General features: G+C 39.4%; 13 protein-coding genes. 8 read left to right on the top strand and 5 right to left on the bottom strand.

What is annotated here, in order from left to right; translation table 11 throughout:
- Window positions 1-240: 240 nt before the first annotated feature.
- Window positions 241-516: a DNA-directed RNA polymerase subunit omega gene (rpoZ, locus tag CWB66_RS05130; protein ID WP_007378835.1), complete on the bottom strand. Its 276-nt coding sequence runs from the start codon at window positions 514-516 to the stop codon at window positions 241-243.
- 124 nt (window positions 517-640) lie between these two features.
- Window positions 641-1,261 carry a guanylate kinase gene (gene gmk / locus CWB66_RS05125; protein ID WP_138584564.1) on the bottom strand — a complete coding sequence of 207 codons (621 nt, stop codon included), beginning with the start codon at window positions 1,259-1,261 and terminating at the stop codon, window positions 641-643.
- Window positions 1,262-1,716: 455 nt separating this feature from the next.
- Between gmk and CWB66_RS05120 the strand changes: the two genes are divergently transcribed.
- From CWB66_RS05120 to CWB66_RS05100, 5 genes are all read left to right on the top strand, one after another.
- The gene (locus tag CWB66_RS05120; protein WP_138584563.1) at window positions 1,717-2,304 is read left to right on the top strand and encodes a hypothetical protein; all 588 of its coding nucleotides are present in this window, start codon (window positions 1,717-1,719) and stop codon (window positions 2,302-2,304) included.
- Between the two features lie 172 nt (window positions 2,305-2,476).
- The gene (locus CWB66_RS05115; RefSeq protein ID WP_138584562.1) at window positions 2,477-4,051 is read left to right on the top strand and encodes a type I restriction-modification system subunit M; all 1,575 of its coding nucleotides are present in this window, start codon (window positions 2,477-2,479) and stop codon (window positions 4,049-4,051) included.
- Entirely contained in the window at window positions 4,044-5,168 is a 1,125-nt protein-coding gene (locus CWB66_RS05110) for a restriction endonuclease subunit S (protein ID WP_138584561.1), read from the top strand. The genes CWB66_RS05115 and CWB66_RS05110 overlap by 8 nt, the downstream gene beginning before the upstream one ends.
- A gap of 6 nt (window positions 5,169-5,174) precedes the next feature.
- The gene (locus CWB66_RS22935) at window positions 5,175-7,196 is read left to right on the top strand and encodes an RNA/DNA-binding domain-containing protein (protein WP_138584560.1); all 2,022 of its coding nucleotides are present in this window, start codon (window positions 5,175-5,177) and stop codon (window positions 7,194-7,196) included.
- Between the two features lie 55 nt (window positions 7,197-7,251).
- Entirely contained in the window at window positions 7,252-10,137 is a 2,886-nt protein-coding gene (locus tag CWB66_RS05100; RefSeq protein ID WP_138584559.1) for a type I restriction endonuclease subunit R, read from the top strand.
- A gap of 349 nt (window positions 10,138-10,486) precedes the next feature.
- Here the strand turns inward: CWB66_RS05100 and CWB66_RS05095 are convergent, their stop codons facing one another.
- From CWB66_RS05095 to CWB66_RS05085, 3 genes are all read right to left on the bottom strand, one after another.
- The gene (locus CWB66_RS05095) at window positions 10,487-11,719 is read right to left on the bottom strand and encodes a type II toxin-antitoxin system HipA family toxin (protein WP_138584558.1); all 1,233 of its coding nucleotides are present in this window, start codon (window positions 11,717-11,719) and stop codon (window positions 10,487-10,489) included.
- On the bottom strand, window positions 11,719-11,976 hold the full coding sequence (locus CWB66_RS05090; RefSeq protein WP_138584557.1) for a helix-turn-helix domain-containing protein: 258 nt from the start codon (window positions 11,974-11,976) through the stop codon (window positions 11,719-11,721). The genes CWB66_RS05095 and CWB66_RS05090 overlap by 1 nt, the downstream gene beginning before the upstream one ends.
- 498 nt (window positions 11,977-12,474) lie before the next feature.
- The gene (locus CWB66_RS05085; protein ID WP_138584556.1) at window positions 12,475-13,335 is read right to left on the bottom strand and encodes a YicC/YloC family endoribonuclease; all 861 of its coding nucleotides are present in this window, start codon (window positions 13,333-13,335) and stop codon (window positions 12,475-12,477) included.
- Window positions 13,336-13,514: 179 nt separating this feature from the next.
- On the opposite strand from CWB66_RS05085, the gene rph reads away from it, so the two are divergent.
- From rph to CWB66_RS05070, 3 genes are read left to right on the top strand one after another with little or no spacing between them, the layout of a single operon-like run.
- On the top strand, window positions 13,515-14,228 hold the full coding sequence (rph, locus tag CWB66_RS05080) for a ribonuclease PH (RefSeq protein ID WP_002958890.1): 714 nt from the start codon (window positions 13,515-13,517) through the stop codon (window positions 14,226-14,228).
- Window positions 14,229-14,246: 18 nt separating this feature from the next.
- The gene (gene pyrE, locus CWB66_RS05075; RefSeq protein ID WP_077536278.1) at window positions 14,247-14,891 is read left to right on the top strand and encodes an orotate phosphoribosyltransferase; all 645 of its coding nucleotides are present in this window, start codon (window positions 14,247-14,249) and stop codon (window positions 14,889-14,891) included.
- Window positions 14,892-14,948: 57 nt separating this feature from the next.
- Entirely contained in the window at window positions 14,949-15,329 is a 381-nt protein-coding gene (locus CWB66_RS05070; protein ID WP_033029967.1) for a diacylglycerol kinase, read from the top strand.
- The last annotated feature ends 320 nt before the right edge of the window (window positions 15,330-15,649 follow it).

The following is a 15,649-nucleotide window of genomic DNA, read 5'->3' as shown; positions in this document are numbered from 1 at the left end:
AAAGGGCAGCGTATGTTTGGCATTTATGCTGCGTTATCGCCTATTTATGGGGAATAACCACACTACATAGGCTTTGCCTTGCCTAAATACCAAGCATGCTGCTGCAAATTTAACCTCGAAAGATAAACAGGCCCTAGTGAAGTAAATTAGGTAAGTTACGAATATACGATGAAAACAGAGGATTGCCAACGGCTATAGTAGAAATACTGCGCCGTTGACTAAATCAGACCGGGAGGTCGATTATTGATTGCCACCAACAATGGCAGCCACAGCAGCTAGTTCTGCCGCTTCTTGGTGTTGTTGTTCTTCACGGTCAATTAAGTCCATTGAAGCACTATCAACTAAACCTAATTCAATTTCACGTAAAGCAACAACTGTTGGCTTATCGTTTTCAGGGTCTACTAGTGGAGTTTTACCACCAACAGCAATTTGGCGGGCACGACGAGCCGCAACTAAAATTAAGTCAAAACGATTACCAACTGCATCTACTGCATCTTCAACTGTTACGCGGGCCATCACAGCACTCCAAAATAATTTAAAAGCAAAGACGTAGTTTACTCCAAGGAGCCACTTTCGCCAATAGCCAGTGTTCAATTTTTATCTGTTTTACTTACCTAAGCCTAATTTAAATAGGCTTAAATTATTTAAGTAGACTATTTAGTAAAACTTGATGGCGATTTTCTTGTGCTTTTAGTGTTAAGCGCTGCGCCATTACAATTATTTCTATATCAGCAAGTGCGCTCTCAAAGTCATCATTCACAATCACAAAATCATACTCGTTATAATGCGACGTTTCTGACTGAGCCTTTGCCATACGAGAGGCAATAACGTCAGCCGAATCTTGACCACGATTATTTAAACGTTGCTCTAGCTCTTTTTTTGAAGGAGGCAGTATAAAAATGGTTTGTACGCTTGGCATAATTTTGCGCACTTGTTGCGCGCCTTGCCAATCAATATCTAAAAATACATCAATACCCGCATCAAGTTGCGACTCAATCGCCTGCTTTGATGTGCCATAGTAATTATCAAATACTTGAGCCCATTCAAAAAAGTCATTTTTTTCAATCAGCGCTTTAAACTCATCTGTAGCTACAAAATGATAATGCACGCCATCTTCTTCACCAGGGCGAGGCGAACGAGTTGTATGCGACACCGATACTTTCATATCAGCATGCTTTTTTAATAACGCATTAATTAAGCTTGATTTACCCGCACCAGAAGGCGCTGATAAAATAAATAGGTTTCCGCGAGTGTGTGCCATTTTAATCTCTATCTAAAAATAAATAGGCTTGGGTTATAAATAACGCAAGCCTTTAATAAATGCATTGTACTTTATTTATGTAATTTTGCTCAACAAGACAAAATAATAGATGCAGATAAAACCTGTATTTAGCCGTTTAATAAACAGCTGTGCCTGTATTTTTAAATTTTAATAATCTTTAAAGCGTATTTCGTTAATTAATTTATCTTACAATGTTTTATGATGTGTCTAATAAGCCTGAACTCTGGTTAATAAATTCACAGTGGAAACAGGGCAAATTTACGCGTTAGTAGAGGGCCTATTACAAGCAAATTCAATTTAGTAGCATCAAAAACAGTTGCTTGAGAATGATTTATTATCCAAAGGTCTGGTTGCTTAATACATTCACGTGCAAGTGATTATTTTAAACAAGTTAAGATTATTAAAATCAAAAGACAAAAATCAAAGAGCTTATAATGACTGTCTATCAAATAAAAAATAAAGCCTACACATACGACGTAATCGATTTTAATATTGTTGAGCTATCAAAAATACTTTCAAAGCACAATGACCTTGAGCCAGACACTATATTAACGATGTTTATGTCGGCCGCGCGCCATAATATCGAATTTAGTCATCTATGGCCCCAAGGGTTAAATTTTGACTATTTTGGTAAAGCTAAAAAGCAAGACTATGACATATCGCGGCTAGGTCATTTTTTAATAATGAAGATGCCAGTATATGAGTTGTTAAAAGCGCGCTTAGCAAACTTTGGAGAGTTTTTACCCGTTAAAGCTGAGAGCAACAATATGATGTTGTTTAATTTGCTTACCTTCGGACAAGAGCAAAAAGACATGTGCTTAACCAAATACGAAGATGGCTTTGAAGACGGTTTAGAGCTGCTTACCTTTAAGCAAGACGATATACAAAACAAACTGCTATTTAAATCTAAGCTTGAAGGCGCTCAAAAAGTTTATTGTACTGATGAGTTTAAAAATATTATCCAAAGTAACAACCTTAAAGGCTTAGTATTTGACGAAGATTTACTAGACCTATTTGTTTAGCGCTGCTTAGTTTGCAGGCCAAAGCCCAAGCGTAGTCCCTAGTGTAGTCGTTAGCACTAAACAGGTATTTGAAGTAAAAGCGCTTGATAGCGACTATTTTATTGAAGATTAATAAGTACGCTCGGCGTGCTAGTAGAAACCTCTACACAACCAATTAAGAGAACACACAACAATGGTTCAACAACACCAACAAGAATTAAAAAAACAACTTTGGAATATTGCTAACAGCTTACGTGGCAATATGTCGGCTGATGACTTTCGTGATTACATACTTGGGCTTATTTTTTATAAATACCTGTCTGATAAGCTCAACACTTATGCCGAACAGTTACTGAGTGAAGACGGTATTGTATTTGCTAAAATTGACGAAACAACAGCAGAAGGTCAAGAGTACCTAGAAGCAGTAAAAGAAGAGGCGCTTGATAAGTTAGGCTACTTTTTAAAACCAGCAGAGCTGTTTCATGTACTTGCTGAGCGCGGTGCTAACGATAAGTTTATTTTAGACGATGTAACCAACGTACTTAACCACATTGAACAAAGCACGATGGGCGCAGACAGCGCCGACGATTTTAACGGCTTGTTTGACGAGCTAGACCTAACATCTAACAAGTTAGGCAAAACCCCCGATGCGCGTAACAAGCTAATAGCCAAAGTATTAGAGCACCTTGATAACATCGATTTTCACCTAGAACACAGCGAAATAGACATACTTGGCGACGCTTACGAATACCTTATTGGCATGTTTGCCAGTGGCGCGGGTAAAAAAGCAGGTGAGTTTTATACGCCGCAAATGGTGTCAAAGTTACTGGCAAAATTAGTAACCTTAAATAACCCGCATATTAAATCGGTTTACGACCCTACATGTGGCTCTGGCTCATTGTTACTACGTGTTGCTAAAGAGGCTAACAACCCCGATTTAAAATTTTACGGACAAGAGCAAAACCCAAGTACGTATAACCTAGCGCGTATGAACATGATTATGCATGACGTGCATTACACTAAGTTCGACATTCAAAACGACGACACGCTAGAAGTTCCCGCACACCTTGAGCAACGCTTTAGTGCCGTAGTAGCTAACCCGCCATTTTCGGCGGACTGGTCTGCCAACCCGCTACACATGAATAACGAGCGCTTCGCCGACTACGGTAAGCTGGCACCAAAGGGCAAGGCCGATTTTGCCTTTGTACAGCACATGATCCACCAGCTTGACGACAACGGCACAATGGCAGTGGTGTTACCGCACGGCGTGCTGTTTCGTGGTGCTGCCGAAGGGCATATACGCAAACACCTTATTAAAGAAAAAAACTACCTTGATATGGTAATCGGCTTACCTGCTAATATCTTTTTTGGCACGTCTATTCCTACCTGTGTGTTGGTGCTAAACAAACACCGTAAAGCCGACGACAACGTATTATTTATAGATGCCAGTAATCACTTTGAAAAAGGCACTAACAACAACGTAATACGTGAGGAAGACTTACAACGTATTTTAAATGCCGTAAGTAAACGCGAGTTCATTGATAAATATGCCTTTACCGCAACACAAGCAGATTTAGCAGAGAACGACTACAACCTGAATATTCCGCGTTATGTAGACACGTTTGAGGAGGAAGAGCCAGTTGATTTGAGTGAGGTTGCAAAACAACTAATTGCGAATGATAAAGCGATACTTGCAACAGATAAAACAATCGCTGGTTTTTGCGATGAGTTAGGGATTGATATGCCTTTTGGAGCTTTAAATGATTGAGCTAAAGCCGTTACTTCGTTTTGATTGTTTTAACGAGAGTTGGACAAAGGGTAATTTGAAAGACACTTTAATTCTTAAGTATGGTAAAGATCATAAACATTTAAAAAATGGCAATTATCCTGTTTTAGGCTCAGGAGGTGTCATGAGATATGTTGATTCTTTTTTATGCGACAAACCGAGCGTCTTAATTGGTCGAAAAGGAACCATCGACAACCCTTTATATATAAACAAACCCTTCTGGACTGTGGACACTCTTTTTTATACTGAAATTAGAGATAACTTTATTCCCTATTTTATTTACTTGTTAGCGCAAAAAGTTAAATGGAAAAAGTATAACGAAGCAACAGGAGTGCCTAGTCTAAACACCTCTAGTATTTACAGTATTCCAGTTATATTCCCTGATAAAATTGAACAACAAAAAATAGCTAACTTCCTCACTTCTGTAGATACTAAAATCAGCCACCTAACTGAAAAGCATCGTTTATTAAAAGACTATAAAAAAGGCGTAATGCAACAAATTTTCAGCCAAAAAATACGCTTCAAAGACGATGATGGAAGCGCTTTTCCTGATTGGAAAGAAAAAGTTATCGGTGATGTTATGACCGAAAGTAGAATAAAAGGTAACTCTGGTGATATTGCTAAAAAGCTAACCGTTAAAATTTGGGGCAAAGGCGTAATTCCTAAAAAAGATGATAGTAAAGGCAGTGAGAATACTCAGTACTATAAAAGGAAGGCTGGTCAATTTATTTATGGGAAATTGGATTTTTTGAACTGTGCGTTTGCAATAATTCCTGATGAGTTAGACGGTTATGAAAGTACGTTAGATTTACCTAGTTTAGATGTAAGCTCTTTGGTTAATAAGTTTTTTGTACTTGAAGTAGTGAAGCAGAAGCGGTTCTATAAACGTTTTGGGGAAATAGCCGATGGTAGCCGTAAGGCTAAGCGTATTAATGTTGGAGTATTTCAAGAGATGCCAATTACCTTACCTTCAAAGGCCGAGCAAAATAAAATTATGGCATTCTTAGATTCACTCGATAAAAAAACAAACGCTGTTAACGAGCAAATTGAACAAACTAAGCTATTTAAAAAAGGCTTACTACAGCAAATGTTTGTGTGAGAAATAATGACTAATAAAATTAATGACAACCCAATAGCGAACATTATTGATATTCAAACTTTGCAAGAAAGCGTAGAGGTTGAGTGCAAGCAGGCTGGTGGCCGCGACGGCCATGGCGCAGTGCCTAATGATATGTGGGAAACTTATAGCGCGTTTGCCAATACTCGTGGTGGCTTAATTTTATTGGGCATTAAAGAAAAAAAAGGCACGTTTACCGTTGAGGGTATAACAAACCCTGCGCCGCTAATTAAGAATATTTGGGATATTGTTAATAACCCGAATAAAGTGAGTGTTAATTTACTCAGCGAAAGCGACGTGCGCATTGAAACGCTTGAAGGTAAATCGGTAATAGCGATTACCGTGGCACGCGCCCCGCGCGAAAGCCGCCCTGTATTTATTAATGCAAACCCGCTTAATGGGACTTATCAGCGCCGTTACGAGGCTGATCAAAAGTGTTTGCCAGTGGCCGTAAATAAAATGCTGGCAGAGCAAGAGGAAGTGCGCGACAACCGAATTTTAGAGCACTTTACCCTTGACGACATAGACCCCGAAAGCCTTCGCATTTATAGGCAAATGTTTGTTGACGCTAAACCACAACACCCTTTTTTAGAATTAAGCGACCAAGAGTTTTTACGCTCAATTCGTGGCTGGCAACAAGACCGCGCAACAGGTAAAGCGGGTTTAACCCTTGCTGGCTTAGTGATGTTTGGTAAGTGGGATGCGATTCAAGATGCGTTGCCTAGTTTTGCACTCGATTATCAAGAAAAAGACGACAGTACACACCGCTGGATAGACCGAATTTATACCGATGGCTCTTGGTCGGGTAATGCTTTTGATTTTTATCGTAAGGTGTATCGTAAGCTTACGGCAGATTTGAAAGTAGGGTTTAGTTTAACCGATGACGGCCAACGACAAGATACCACTCCTGCGCATGAGGCTATTCGTGAAGCACTCGTTAATACACTGGCACATGCAGAATTTAATACCGAAAGTAATATTTTAATTGAAAAACACCCTGACTTTATCGGCTTTAGAAACGCAGGGCTAATGCGTATACCAGTGCATGAGGCTAAGGCGGGTGGTAATAGCCAGTGCCGAAACCCTGCTATTCATCAAATGTTTTTAAATATTGGTTTAAGCGAAAAAGCAGGGTCGGGTATTCCTAAAATATACAGTAACTGTAAAGCGCAAAACTGGCAGCCACCGCATTTATACGAAAAAGACGAGTTAAACCAAACCTTATTAGAGTTGCGTATGGTAAACATGGTATCGCCAGAGTTACACCAACGCCTAATTGAAACGTATGGTGAAGGTTATAACAAGCTAAGCGAGCTAAAACGCACCATTTTAATGACTGCTATTACGGAGTCATGGTTTAACCATGAGCGTATTTGTTCGTTGACCTCAGAGCATACAAGAGAAGTGACACTAGCATTAAGTCAGTTAGTTAATGCAGGGTACTTAGAGTCGGCAGGCCAACACAGAGGTAAGATATACCACTTAAAAGGGATAGAAGTGCCAACGCCAGATAACGAGGCAGGCAGAAGCATTAGCTTTGTATTATCACCAAATCAGGCAGAACCTCCCTTGATTGGTAGTAAAAAAATTAATGAGGTGCCAGACTTAACCGAGCCAGTGCCGGAGCTAGTGCCGGAGTTAGTGCCGGAGTTAGTGCCGGAGCTTAATCTGCCAGCGCCGGAGTTAGTGCCGGAGCGTAATCCGCCAGTGCCGGAGTTCGATTTAAGTGCTTCTAACCTTTGGCTTGAACTCAAAGAAATAGCATCGCCTATTGCACAAAATTCAGGACGTAAACAAAAGTCTGATGTAGAAAAATCGATAATTGATTTATGTACTAAGTCGGCTCCTAATTGCTTAAGGCTTAGCGATATAGCGCAGTTGCTTAACATGAATACAGATACGTTGAGAAAGCATTACTTACGTGAAATGGTTAAAGATCAGGTATTATTTTTAGCCTATCCAACAATACCGAATCACCCAGAACAGGGTTATAAGTTACACAAAGATTAACAACAAAGCTGTGAATGTATTACACAAGGCTAGCACCAAGGAATTGTAGGTATAAATGAATTATCAAAGTGAACAACAATTAGAAGATAACTTAATTGCACAGCTTAGCGAGCAAGGCTTTACGCGCGTTATTTTAAAGGACAACGCCGCACTTGAAGCTAATCTTAAGCAGCAGCTTGAAAAAGTGAATAGCTGCATGTTAAGCGATACTGAGTTTACGCAAATATTGGGTAAGCTTGGTAAAGGTAATATATTTGCAAAAGCCAAAACACTGCGCGACCAGCTTGATGTAACACTAGATAACGGCGACAGCAGACACTTAACGCTGTTGTTTGATGAGCCACAGCTAAACAGCTTTCAAGTAGCGCAACAAATTACAGTAAAGGGCACATACACTAACCGATACGATGTAACGCTATTAGTTAATGGCTTGCCGCTGGTGCAAATAGAGCTAAAGCGCCGTGGTATTGAACTAAAAGAAGCGTTTAACCAGATTAAGCGTTATCAAAAGCATTCGTTTCATGCCAACCATGGTTTGTTTAACTATGTGCAGCTGTTTGTAATGTCGAATGGGGTTAATAGCCAGTACTTTTCTAACAACAGTGACATGTCGGCTAAGCAAACCTTTGACTGGACTGATAATGAAAATAATAAAATAAGCCAGTTACATGACTTTGCCGAAGCATTTTTAACGCCTTCGCACTTAACGCATATGCTCACCAAGTACATAGTGCTTAATGAAACAGGTAAGTACTTAATGGTGCTTAGGCCGTATCAGTTTTATGCAGTAGAGGCGATTGTAGAGCAAGTTAAAACTACAAGCGATAACGGCTACATTTGGCATACAACGGGCTCGGGTAAAACGTTAACCTCATTTAAAGCGGCGCAAATTATGACCTCGCTAAGTGAGGTTGATAAAGTAGTATTTGTGGTAGACCGTAAAGACCTAGACTACCAAACAGCGCTTGAGTTTAATGCGTTTGTAAAAGGCTCTGTGGACAGTACCGACAACACCAGTATGTTGTTCCACCAGCTATTAGATAAGCCAATGAAAGGCAAAAAGGTTAACCAAAGCCGTAACACTAAGCTGGTGGTAACTACGCTGCAAAAGCTTAATAATGTGGTGACTAAGCAGCGCTATTTGAAAGAAATGCAAAGCCTGCAAGATAAGCGCATTGTGTTTATATTTGACGAGTGCCACCGCAGCCAATTTGGCGATACGCATAAAAACATTACCGAGTTTTTTAACAATGCTCAGTTATTTGGTTTTACGGGCACGCCTATATTTGCCGACAACGCGGTTGCTAAAAACTCAGTTAAACGCACCACAAAAGATTTATTTGGTGAATGCTTACACCCGTATGTAATTGTGGATGCGATACGCGACACTAACGTGCTTAAGTTTGCTATTGAGTATGTTGGGCGTTATCAGTACAAAGATGGCTCTAACAATAACCTAGATATTGAAGTTGAAGACATCGACACAAAAGAGCTTTTAACCTCGCCTGCGCGCTTAGATAAAATAACCGATTACATTATTGCCCAGCATAACCGTAAAACACATAGCCGTGAATATAACGCCATGTTTTGTGTATCAGGCGTTGCTGAGCTTATTCAGTACTATGAGTTGTTTGCGAGTAAAAAAGCACAAGGCAAACACAACCTTAAAATTGCCACCATATTTAGTTATGAGGCAAATGAAGAGGAAGAGTACGAACTAGGTAATGATGATGCGCAAATTAAAGAAGTATCAGCCAAGTATTTAAACGAAGGGCAAGCCGTTAAGCTGCATAGCCGCGATAAGTTAGACTCATTTATTAACGACTACAACGCCATGTTTGGTACAAGCTACTCCACCAAAGACAGTAAGTTATTTGAAGGCTATTACAAAAATATATCTAAGCGCGTTAAAGCCAAAGAGATTGATATATTGCTGGTGGTGAATATGTTTTTAACAGGCTTTGACGCCCCTAGGCTCAATACTTTGTACGTTGATAAAAATCTTAAATATCATGGTTTGGTACAAGCGTTCTCGCGCACTAACCGTTTATTGGGCGAGACTAAATCACACGGTAACGTAGTGTGCTTCAGAAACCTTAAAAAAGCTGCCGACACGGCTTTTACGCTGTTTTCGAACAAGCAGCCTAAAGAATATATAGAAACTCCGTCGTATTCTGAGTTATTAAACGATTTTAATAGTGCTTATGCAGCGCTAATGGCAATTACGCCTACCGTTGATTCAGTAGATGCTTTACCTGATGAAGAGGCTCAAGCGTTATTTGTGAGACAGTTTCGCGAGCTTATGCGCTTAAAGAACATGTTAAGTAACTTTGCTGACTTTGATATGGACTCAACCTCGATGGACGAGCAAAAGTTTCAAGATTATACGAGTAAATATGCCGACCTTGGCAGACAGCTACGTGAGAACTCAAGTAAAGAAAAAGTATCGGTTTTAGATGACGTTGATTTTGAACTAGAGCTACTACACAGCGATATAGTAAACGTAACCTATATTTTGCAGCTATTACGTGAGTTACATGGTGAAGAAAGTGGTGACGAAAAAGCCCGTAAACGCCAAGTAATAGCAAACCTAATAGCCACAGACCCAACTTTATTAAGTAAAAAAGCACTAATAGATAAGTTTATGGACGAGCACTTACAAGGCATACCCGTCAGCGCTGATGTTGATGAAGAGTTTGAGCTTTATTGGGAAAAAGAAAAGCGCCTAGAACTTGAGAAGTTCGCTCAAGAACAAAAGCTAAACCAAGCACGCTTAGAAAAGTTAGTAACCCGCTATGAGCTAAGTGACGAAATGCCACTAAGGGATGACTTTGCTGATGTACTCGAAACTAAACCCAGCTTATTGCAGCGCAAAAAAGTACTGCCCATCATTACTGATAAATTTAAACGCTTTGTAGATACGTTTATGACAGGGTTTTAAAGGGCTGTAGTCGTGTTTTGTGTAAACCGTCAACGGTTGACGGTTGACGGTTGACGGTTGACGGATCAATTATCCACATAACAAATTTACTTTAATTTATTACTAACTCAAAAAATGTGACGATAAAGGGGGGTAACGTTACCCCCCTCCTTTGTTACGTATTAAGTATAAGCCTTGGGGAAGTCATTTATAACGAAACCATTAGCGACTGAGCTTTACGTACCCAAGTGACTATTTTAAAACGCTGCGGCGTCATTTTATACCCCGTCAACGGTTGACGGTTCATGTATCTACACAAACCTTACTCATGTTTATTGATGCTGCGTAAAGTAATTAAAGAGCACTGCAGCTACTCAAACTTTTTAATTCTGTCGTGGCGGTAGCTTTTAGTTGAATAGCTAGGCGTCATTGTGCTGGATACCGAGGCTTCTATTGATGCACGTAATCCATCAAGCAGCTGTACTTCGTTAGAGTGTTTAAGGTAGTCAATAATACCGTCGCTGAGAGATTCTATTATCTCTTTGGCTTTTCTAATTTTAAAGTGAGTGCCCTCAGCCAACTTTAGTAAATACGACATGTCTGGAAACTCTTTGCTGTTAGCCAATTTGAGTGCCATTTTATTATCGATGGTTTCGTATATTTTTGTGTGTGTTATATCAAACGGTGGTGAGAGATATATGTTTTTCATATCAGGTGTATATTGCAAGGCAAAGTTTTTTAGATGGGCATCGCCGTTACCAATTAAGCAGGTAAATACAATGTACTTGTACATCCTTTCTACTTCGGCTTGGCTGTTTGTATATAGATAAGTAGCTTTGAGTAAGGTTTCGTAGCTGCCAGTGTATTTAGCGTCGGGGTCGTTAGTTTTTTTTAGTAAGGTTGTGAAATCTTCATAACCGAGCTTAGTTCCGTCACTTGTTTTATCAAAGCGTTCAACAACGAACGTTTCTAAATTTTCAGATAAGTATGTCTTTGGTGGCTCAAGTCCGCAATGGCGAGCTGCTTCCATACACACAAACTCGTTTACCGTAAGTAATGGAAACTCGGTATCGAATGACTTCACTATTAAATCTTTCTGCGGAATTGTTCTATCGGTTTTAACGGTTGAAGCATTAGGTATGCTTACTTTAGGTTGTACGCCAGCCAACGAGTTTTGTAGGTAGTACTTTTCTAATAACTGAGGGAAAAGTGGTGCATTGCTGTTATAGGTCAAAATATCGCTCAAAGATACAGGCTCAGCCTCTGGTAAAGTAAGCTCACTTTTATATGAAAGCATGCCAATACCTTGTGCGCTCTGTAAAGCAAGTAAATACATGTCGTTTACTTTGGCGTACCTAGCTAGTTTTTCTGCAATGAATCGACGGTTAAAGCCCTCTGGCAAGTTTTGTGAAAATATAGGGTGAAGAGAACCCGATGAGTAACCATCCATGCCTTTTTTAGTCATAGTCAGTGACACGTGTAGGTTTTCTTGTGTTGGCTGGTAGTGATGTACTGAGCCATGTGTTAATACGCCAACTTCAGAATAGTCAGTGCATACTGTTATATTTGTAATTTTATTTGGAAGCTGTGGTGTGCCACTCATTAGTCATTCTCCGAGAATATATCTTCAATGGTATCCCAGTCTGGTAGAGAGTGTTGTTTTGAGGTAACTTCAAATTGTAAATCAACTGCATCAAGCAGCCGCTCAAATATATCGAATGAACCAGTAAAGCGACCGTTCTCAATCTCGGAAATCGTTGTTTTATTAATTCCCGCGATCTCTGATAGCTTTTGTTGCGTGTAGCCTAAAGCTTTCCTGCTAGTACTTATTTGTTTGCCAATATCTGCTCTACTCGACATATATTCACTTATTGAATGTTAGCTATATGGCTAATATATTAGTATATAACTCCTATATTAGCTATATAGCTAATAAAAATTATCAATACTTCACAGGCATTGCATTATTTATATAAGGCGGTTTAGCTTAAAAAACCAAACCGTCAACCGTTGACGGTTACTACCAATTAAACTTAAAGGCTTTATTAATAGGTGAAAACTGTTTTTTTGCTTCTTTACTTTTATCTTTAAACCAGTCATTAAGTAGGTCATTCATTGTTATAACAATGTCTGTCCCTGCCTTACTCTTTCGGCAAGTGGATCTATACCATTTTTAATTTTTTGTTTCTTTTGCATTAATTGAGTTATATGAAAATGGCTATCAAGGATTTTAAAAGTGGTTACCAAGTAATTTGGTAACCACTTGGACACGTATAATAGGGGATAGTATGAACGGTAGAAAACAAATAAGCCCAGAAAAATCTAGGCTTATTAATTGGTTATAAACAAGTTGAAACACTATTCTATATTTTGAATTTGCTCACGCATTTGTTCAATTAGTACTTTTAGCTCTACGGCTGCAGTAGTGATGTCACTATTGATAGACTTAGACGCTAGCGTGTTAGCTTCACGATTAAATTCTTGCATCATAAAGTCTAAGCGGCGACCACATGCGCCACCTTTTTTAAGGATTTTTTTAGTTTCTTTAACGTGAGACTTTAAGCGATCTAACTCTTCAGCCACGTCTTGTTTTTGCGCAAGGTAAATAAGTTCTTGTTCAAGGCGCGATTCGTCAATGTTTGCTGTTAAGTCTTCTAATTTTTGAGCCAGTTTTTCACGCTGCCATTTAGCAATTTCTGGCATGTGCGTTTCTACAATTTCTACTTGCTCTAAAATCGCATCAAGACGGGTTGCTATCATTTCTTCAAGGTTTGCACCTTCATCGCCACGCGCCGATTTAAAATCTTCTATAACTTGATCAAGACCAGCTATTAGTGCTGTATTAACGCTATCCATATCAAGCTCTTGTGCTTCCATAACGCCAGGCCAACGCAATATATCAACAGGGTTAATATCGCCATTGCTTTGTTGTTGAACCCATTTGGCACTATTTATTAGCTGCTCGGCAAGCGCTTGGTTAATTGATAGCTCGCCAACGTGGGCAGGGTTTGCAACAAATTTTAAAAAAACTTCAACTTTACCGCGTTGTAAGTGTTTGCGTAAACGCTCACGAATAACTGGCTCCATGCCACGAAATTGCTCTGGTGCGCGAATAAATGTTTCAAGGTAACGCTGGTTAACAGAACGAACTTCCCAAGTGCCAGTGCCCCAATCGCCTTTTATTTCGCGACGCGCATAAGCTGTCATACTGTGGATCATGGATGATTTCCTAAATTTATAAATACAATATTACGATGATTATATCGTAACACTGCTTAAGCTCTAGGGAAAATTTAAAGCACTGAATGTTTTACATACAGCTATTTATTTAAATCAGCATGGTATCTACACCCACATACACTTATAATGTCGCAAATTCTGAATTAAGGGGATCGTCAATGCGTCCAAGCGAAAGAACACCTAACCAAATTAGACCTGTTACATTTACACGTAATTATACTCTGCATGCTGAAGGTTCAGTACTTGTTGAGTTTGGTAATACCAAAGTACTTTGTACAGCTACAGTTGAATCGGGCGTTCCTCGTTTCATGAAAGGCCAAGGTAAGGGTTGGATCAACGCTGAATACGGTATGTTACCGCGAGCAACGCATACACGTAATGCTCGTGAAGCTGCACGTGGTAAGCAGGGCGGTCGTACTATGGAAATTCAACGCTTAATTGCACGTGCACTTCGTGCGGCTGTTGACTTAAAAGCACTTGGCGAAAACACAATTACTATTGATTGTGATGTTATTCAAGCTGACGGCGGTACACGTACGGCTTCTATAAGTGGTGCATGTGTTGCACTTGTTGACGCACTAACGCACATGCGTGCAAAAGGTATGATTAATTCAAACCCACTTAAACATATGATTGCAGCTATTTCAGTTGGTATTTACAAAGGCCAAGCAATTAGCGATTTAGAATACATTGAAGATTCAGCTGCTGAGACTGATATGAACGTAATTTTAACCGAAACAGGTAAAATTATTGAAATTCAAGGTACAGCCGAAGGCGAACCTTTCTCGTTTGATGAGTTAGATGAGTTACTTACTCTAGCTAAACATTCTATCCGCGAAATTATTGACGTACAAAAGCAAGCATTAGCATAAATAGGTAGGCCACTAGATATGAAAGATTATCAAAAAGAGTTTATAGAATTTGCTCTAGAGAAGCAGGTATTAAAATTTGGTGAGTTTACTTTAAAGTCAGGCCGTACAAGTCCGTACTTTTTTAATGCCGGTTTGTTTAATACAGGTCGTGACTTAGCGCGTTTAGGTCGTTTTTATGCATCGGCATTAGAAGATTCAGCAATAGAGTACGATGTATTATTTGGACCTGCCTATAAAGGTATCCCAATAGCGACAACAACAGCGGTTGCATTAGCTGATCACCATGATAAAGATGTACCGTACTGCTTTAACCGCAAAGAGAAAAAAGCACACGGTGAAGGTGGCACGTTAGTAGGTTCAGAACTCAACGGCAAAATAATGCTGGTGGACGATGTAATAACCGCAGGTACTGCGATTCGTGAGTCAATGGAAATTATTGCACAAAATGGCGCAGATCTTAGTGGTGTATTAATAGCATTAGATCGTCAAGAAAAAGGTAAGGCCGAGTTATCAGCTATTCAAGAAGTTGAACGCGACTTTAATACCCAAGTGATCTCTATTGTAAAATTAGCTGATCTTATTAGTTACCTTGAAAACCAAGGAACGATGGACGAGCATTTAGCCTCAGTTAAAGCGTACCGTGATCAATACGGCGTAGTATAAATAAAAAAGCCTCGCAGTGCGGGGCTTTATTTTGACCTTCATTTATAGAGTTTATTAATGAAAGATGTATTAAAACCAAATGGCTTAGGCCTTAAGCGTGTTTTCAAAGCAAGTTATTGCTCCTACCTTGGCTTTAAAGCTGCATTTAAAGAAGAAGCAGCATTTAGACAAGAACTACTCCTAAGCCTTATATTATTCCCTATCTCATTTTGGCTTGCCTCATCACTATTACATTGGGCAGTTCTAGTAAGCTCATTGCTTATTATACTAATAGTTGAATTACTAAATTCTGCCATAGAGGCATTAACAGATCGGGTAAGTACAGAATTACATGTATTGTCAGGTAGAGCTAAAGATATGGGATCTGCAGCCGTAACACTTTCATTAACGATCGTGTTGATCATCTGGGGTATAAGCCTTTATATGAAGATCGCTTAACTCTATTTTTAATATAAGGTGAGTTAAAACGCGTTTAGTTGTTAATAATTTGCTAGTTATGTTCTGTTTTTAGGCTGTTTAGCTCAAATACTCAGCGAACAGCACATTATTTCAAGTTTTCTTCAAAAAAGGGTTGATCTGTTTTCGGATCTCCCTATAATGCGACCCCACTGAGACGGGATATGGCGACGCGCAGCGGACAACGCCTAGCGAGACCCAAACTACTCAGGGTGTTAAGTAAAACTTAGTGTTGATAAATATAACGTTTACCAAAATTAAGTGTTGACAAAAAAATAGGAAAGCGTAGTATGCTCAGCACT

Source organism: Pseudoalteromonas sp. S558, from assembly GCF_005886635.1.
Taxonomy (GTDB): domain Bacteria; phylum Pseudomonadota; class Gammaproteobacteria; order Enterobacterales; family Alteromonadaceae; genus Pseudoalteromonas; species Pseudoalteromonas aliena.
Note: the sequence above shows the minus strand (reverse complement) of the source record. Positions and strands in the feature narration are given on the sequence as shown.

What these genes read in the sequence shown, in the direction of transcription:
- rpoZ (WP_007378835.1), bottom strand. Translation starts at nt 516, where the DNA reads ATGGCCCGCGTAACAGTTGAAGATGCAGTAGATGCAGTTGGTAATCGT.
- CWB66_RS05090 (WP_138584557.1), bottom strand. Translation starts at nt 11,976, where the DNA reads ATGTCGAGTAGAGCAGATATTGGCAAACAAATAAGTACTAGCAGGAAA.
- CWB66_RS05110 (WP_138584561.1), top strand. Translation starts at nt 4,044, where the DNA reads ATGATTGAGCTAAAGCCGTTACTTCGTTTTGATTGTTTTAACGAGAGT.
- gmk (WP_138584564.1), bottom strand. Translation starts at nt 1,261, where the DNA reads ATGGCACACACTCGCGGAAACCTATTTATTTTATCAGCGCCTTCTGGT.
- CWB66_RS05120 (WP_138584563.1), top strand. Translation starts at nt 1,717, where the DNA reads ATGACTGTCTATCAAATAAAAAATAAAGCCTACACATACGACGTAATC.
- CWB66_RS05085 (WP_138584556.1), bottom strand. Translation starts at nt 13,335, where the DNA reads ATGATCCACAGTATGACAGCTTATGCGCGTCGCGAAATAAAAGGCGAT.
- CWB66_RS05100 (WP_138584559.1), top strand. Translation starts at nt 7,252, where the DNA reads ATGAATTATCAAAGTGAACAACAATTAGAAGATAACTTAATTGCACAG.
- CWB66_RS05070 (WP_033029967.1), top strand. Translation starts at nt 14,949, where the DNA reads ATGAAAGATGTATTAAAACCAAATGGCTTAGGCCTTAAGCGTGTTTTC.
- CWB66_RS05095 (WP_138584558.1), bottom strand. Translation starts at nt 11,719, where the DNA reads ATGAGTGGCACACCACAGCTTCCAAATAAAATTACAAATATAACAGTA.
- CWB66_RS05115 (WP_138584562.1), top strand. Translation starts at nt 2,477, where the DNA reads ATGGTTCAACAACACCAACAAGAATTAAAAAAACAACTTTGGAATATT.
- pyrE (WP_077536278.1), top strand. Translation starts at nt 14,247, where the DNA reads ATGAAAGATTATCAAAAAGAGTTTATAGAATTTGCTCTAGAGAAGCAG.
- rph (WP_002958890.1), top strand. Translation starts at nt 13,515, where the DNA reads ATGCGTCCAAGCGAAAGAACACCTAACCAAATTAGACCTGTTACATTT.
- CWB66_RS22935 (WP_138584560.1), top strand. Translation starts at nt 5,175, where the DNA reads ATGACTAATAAAATTAATGACAACCCAATAGCGAACATTATTGATATT.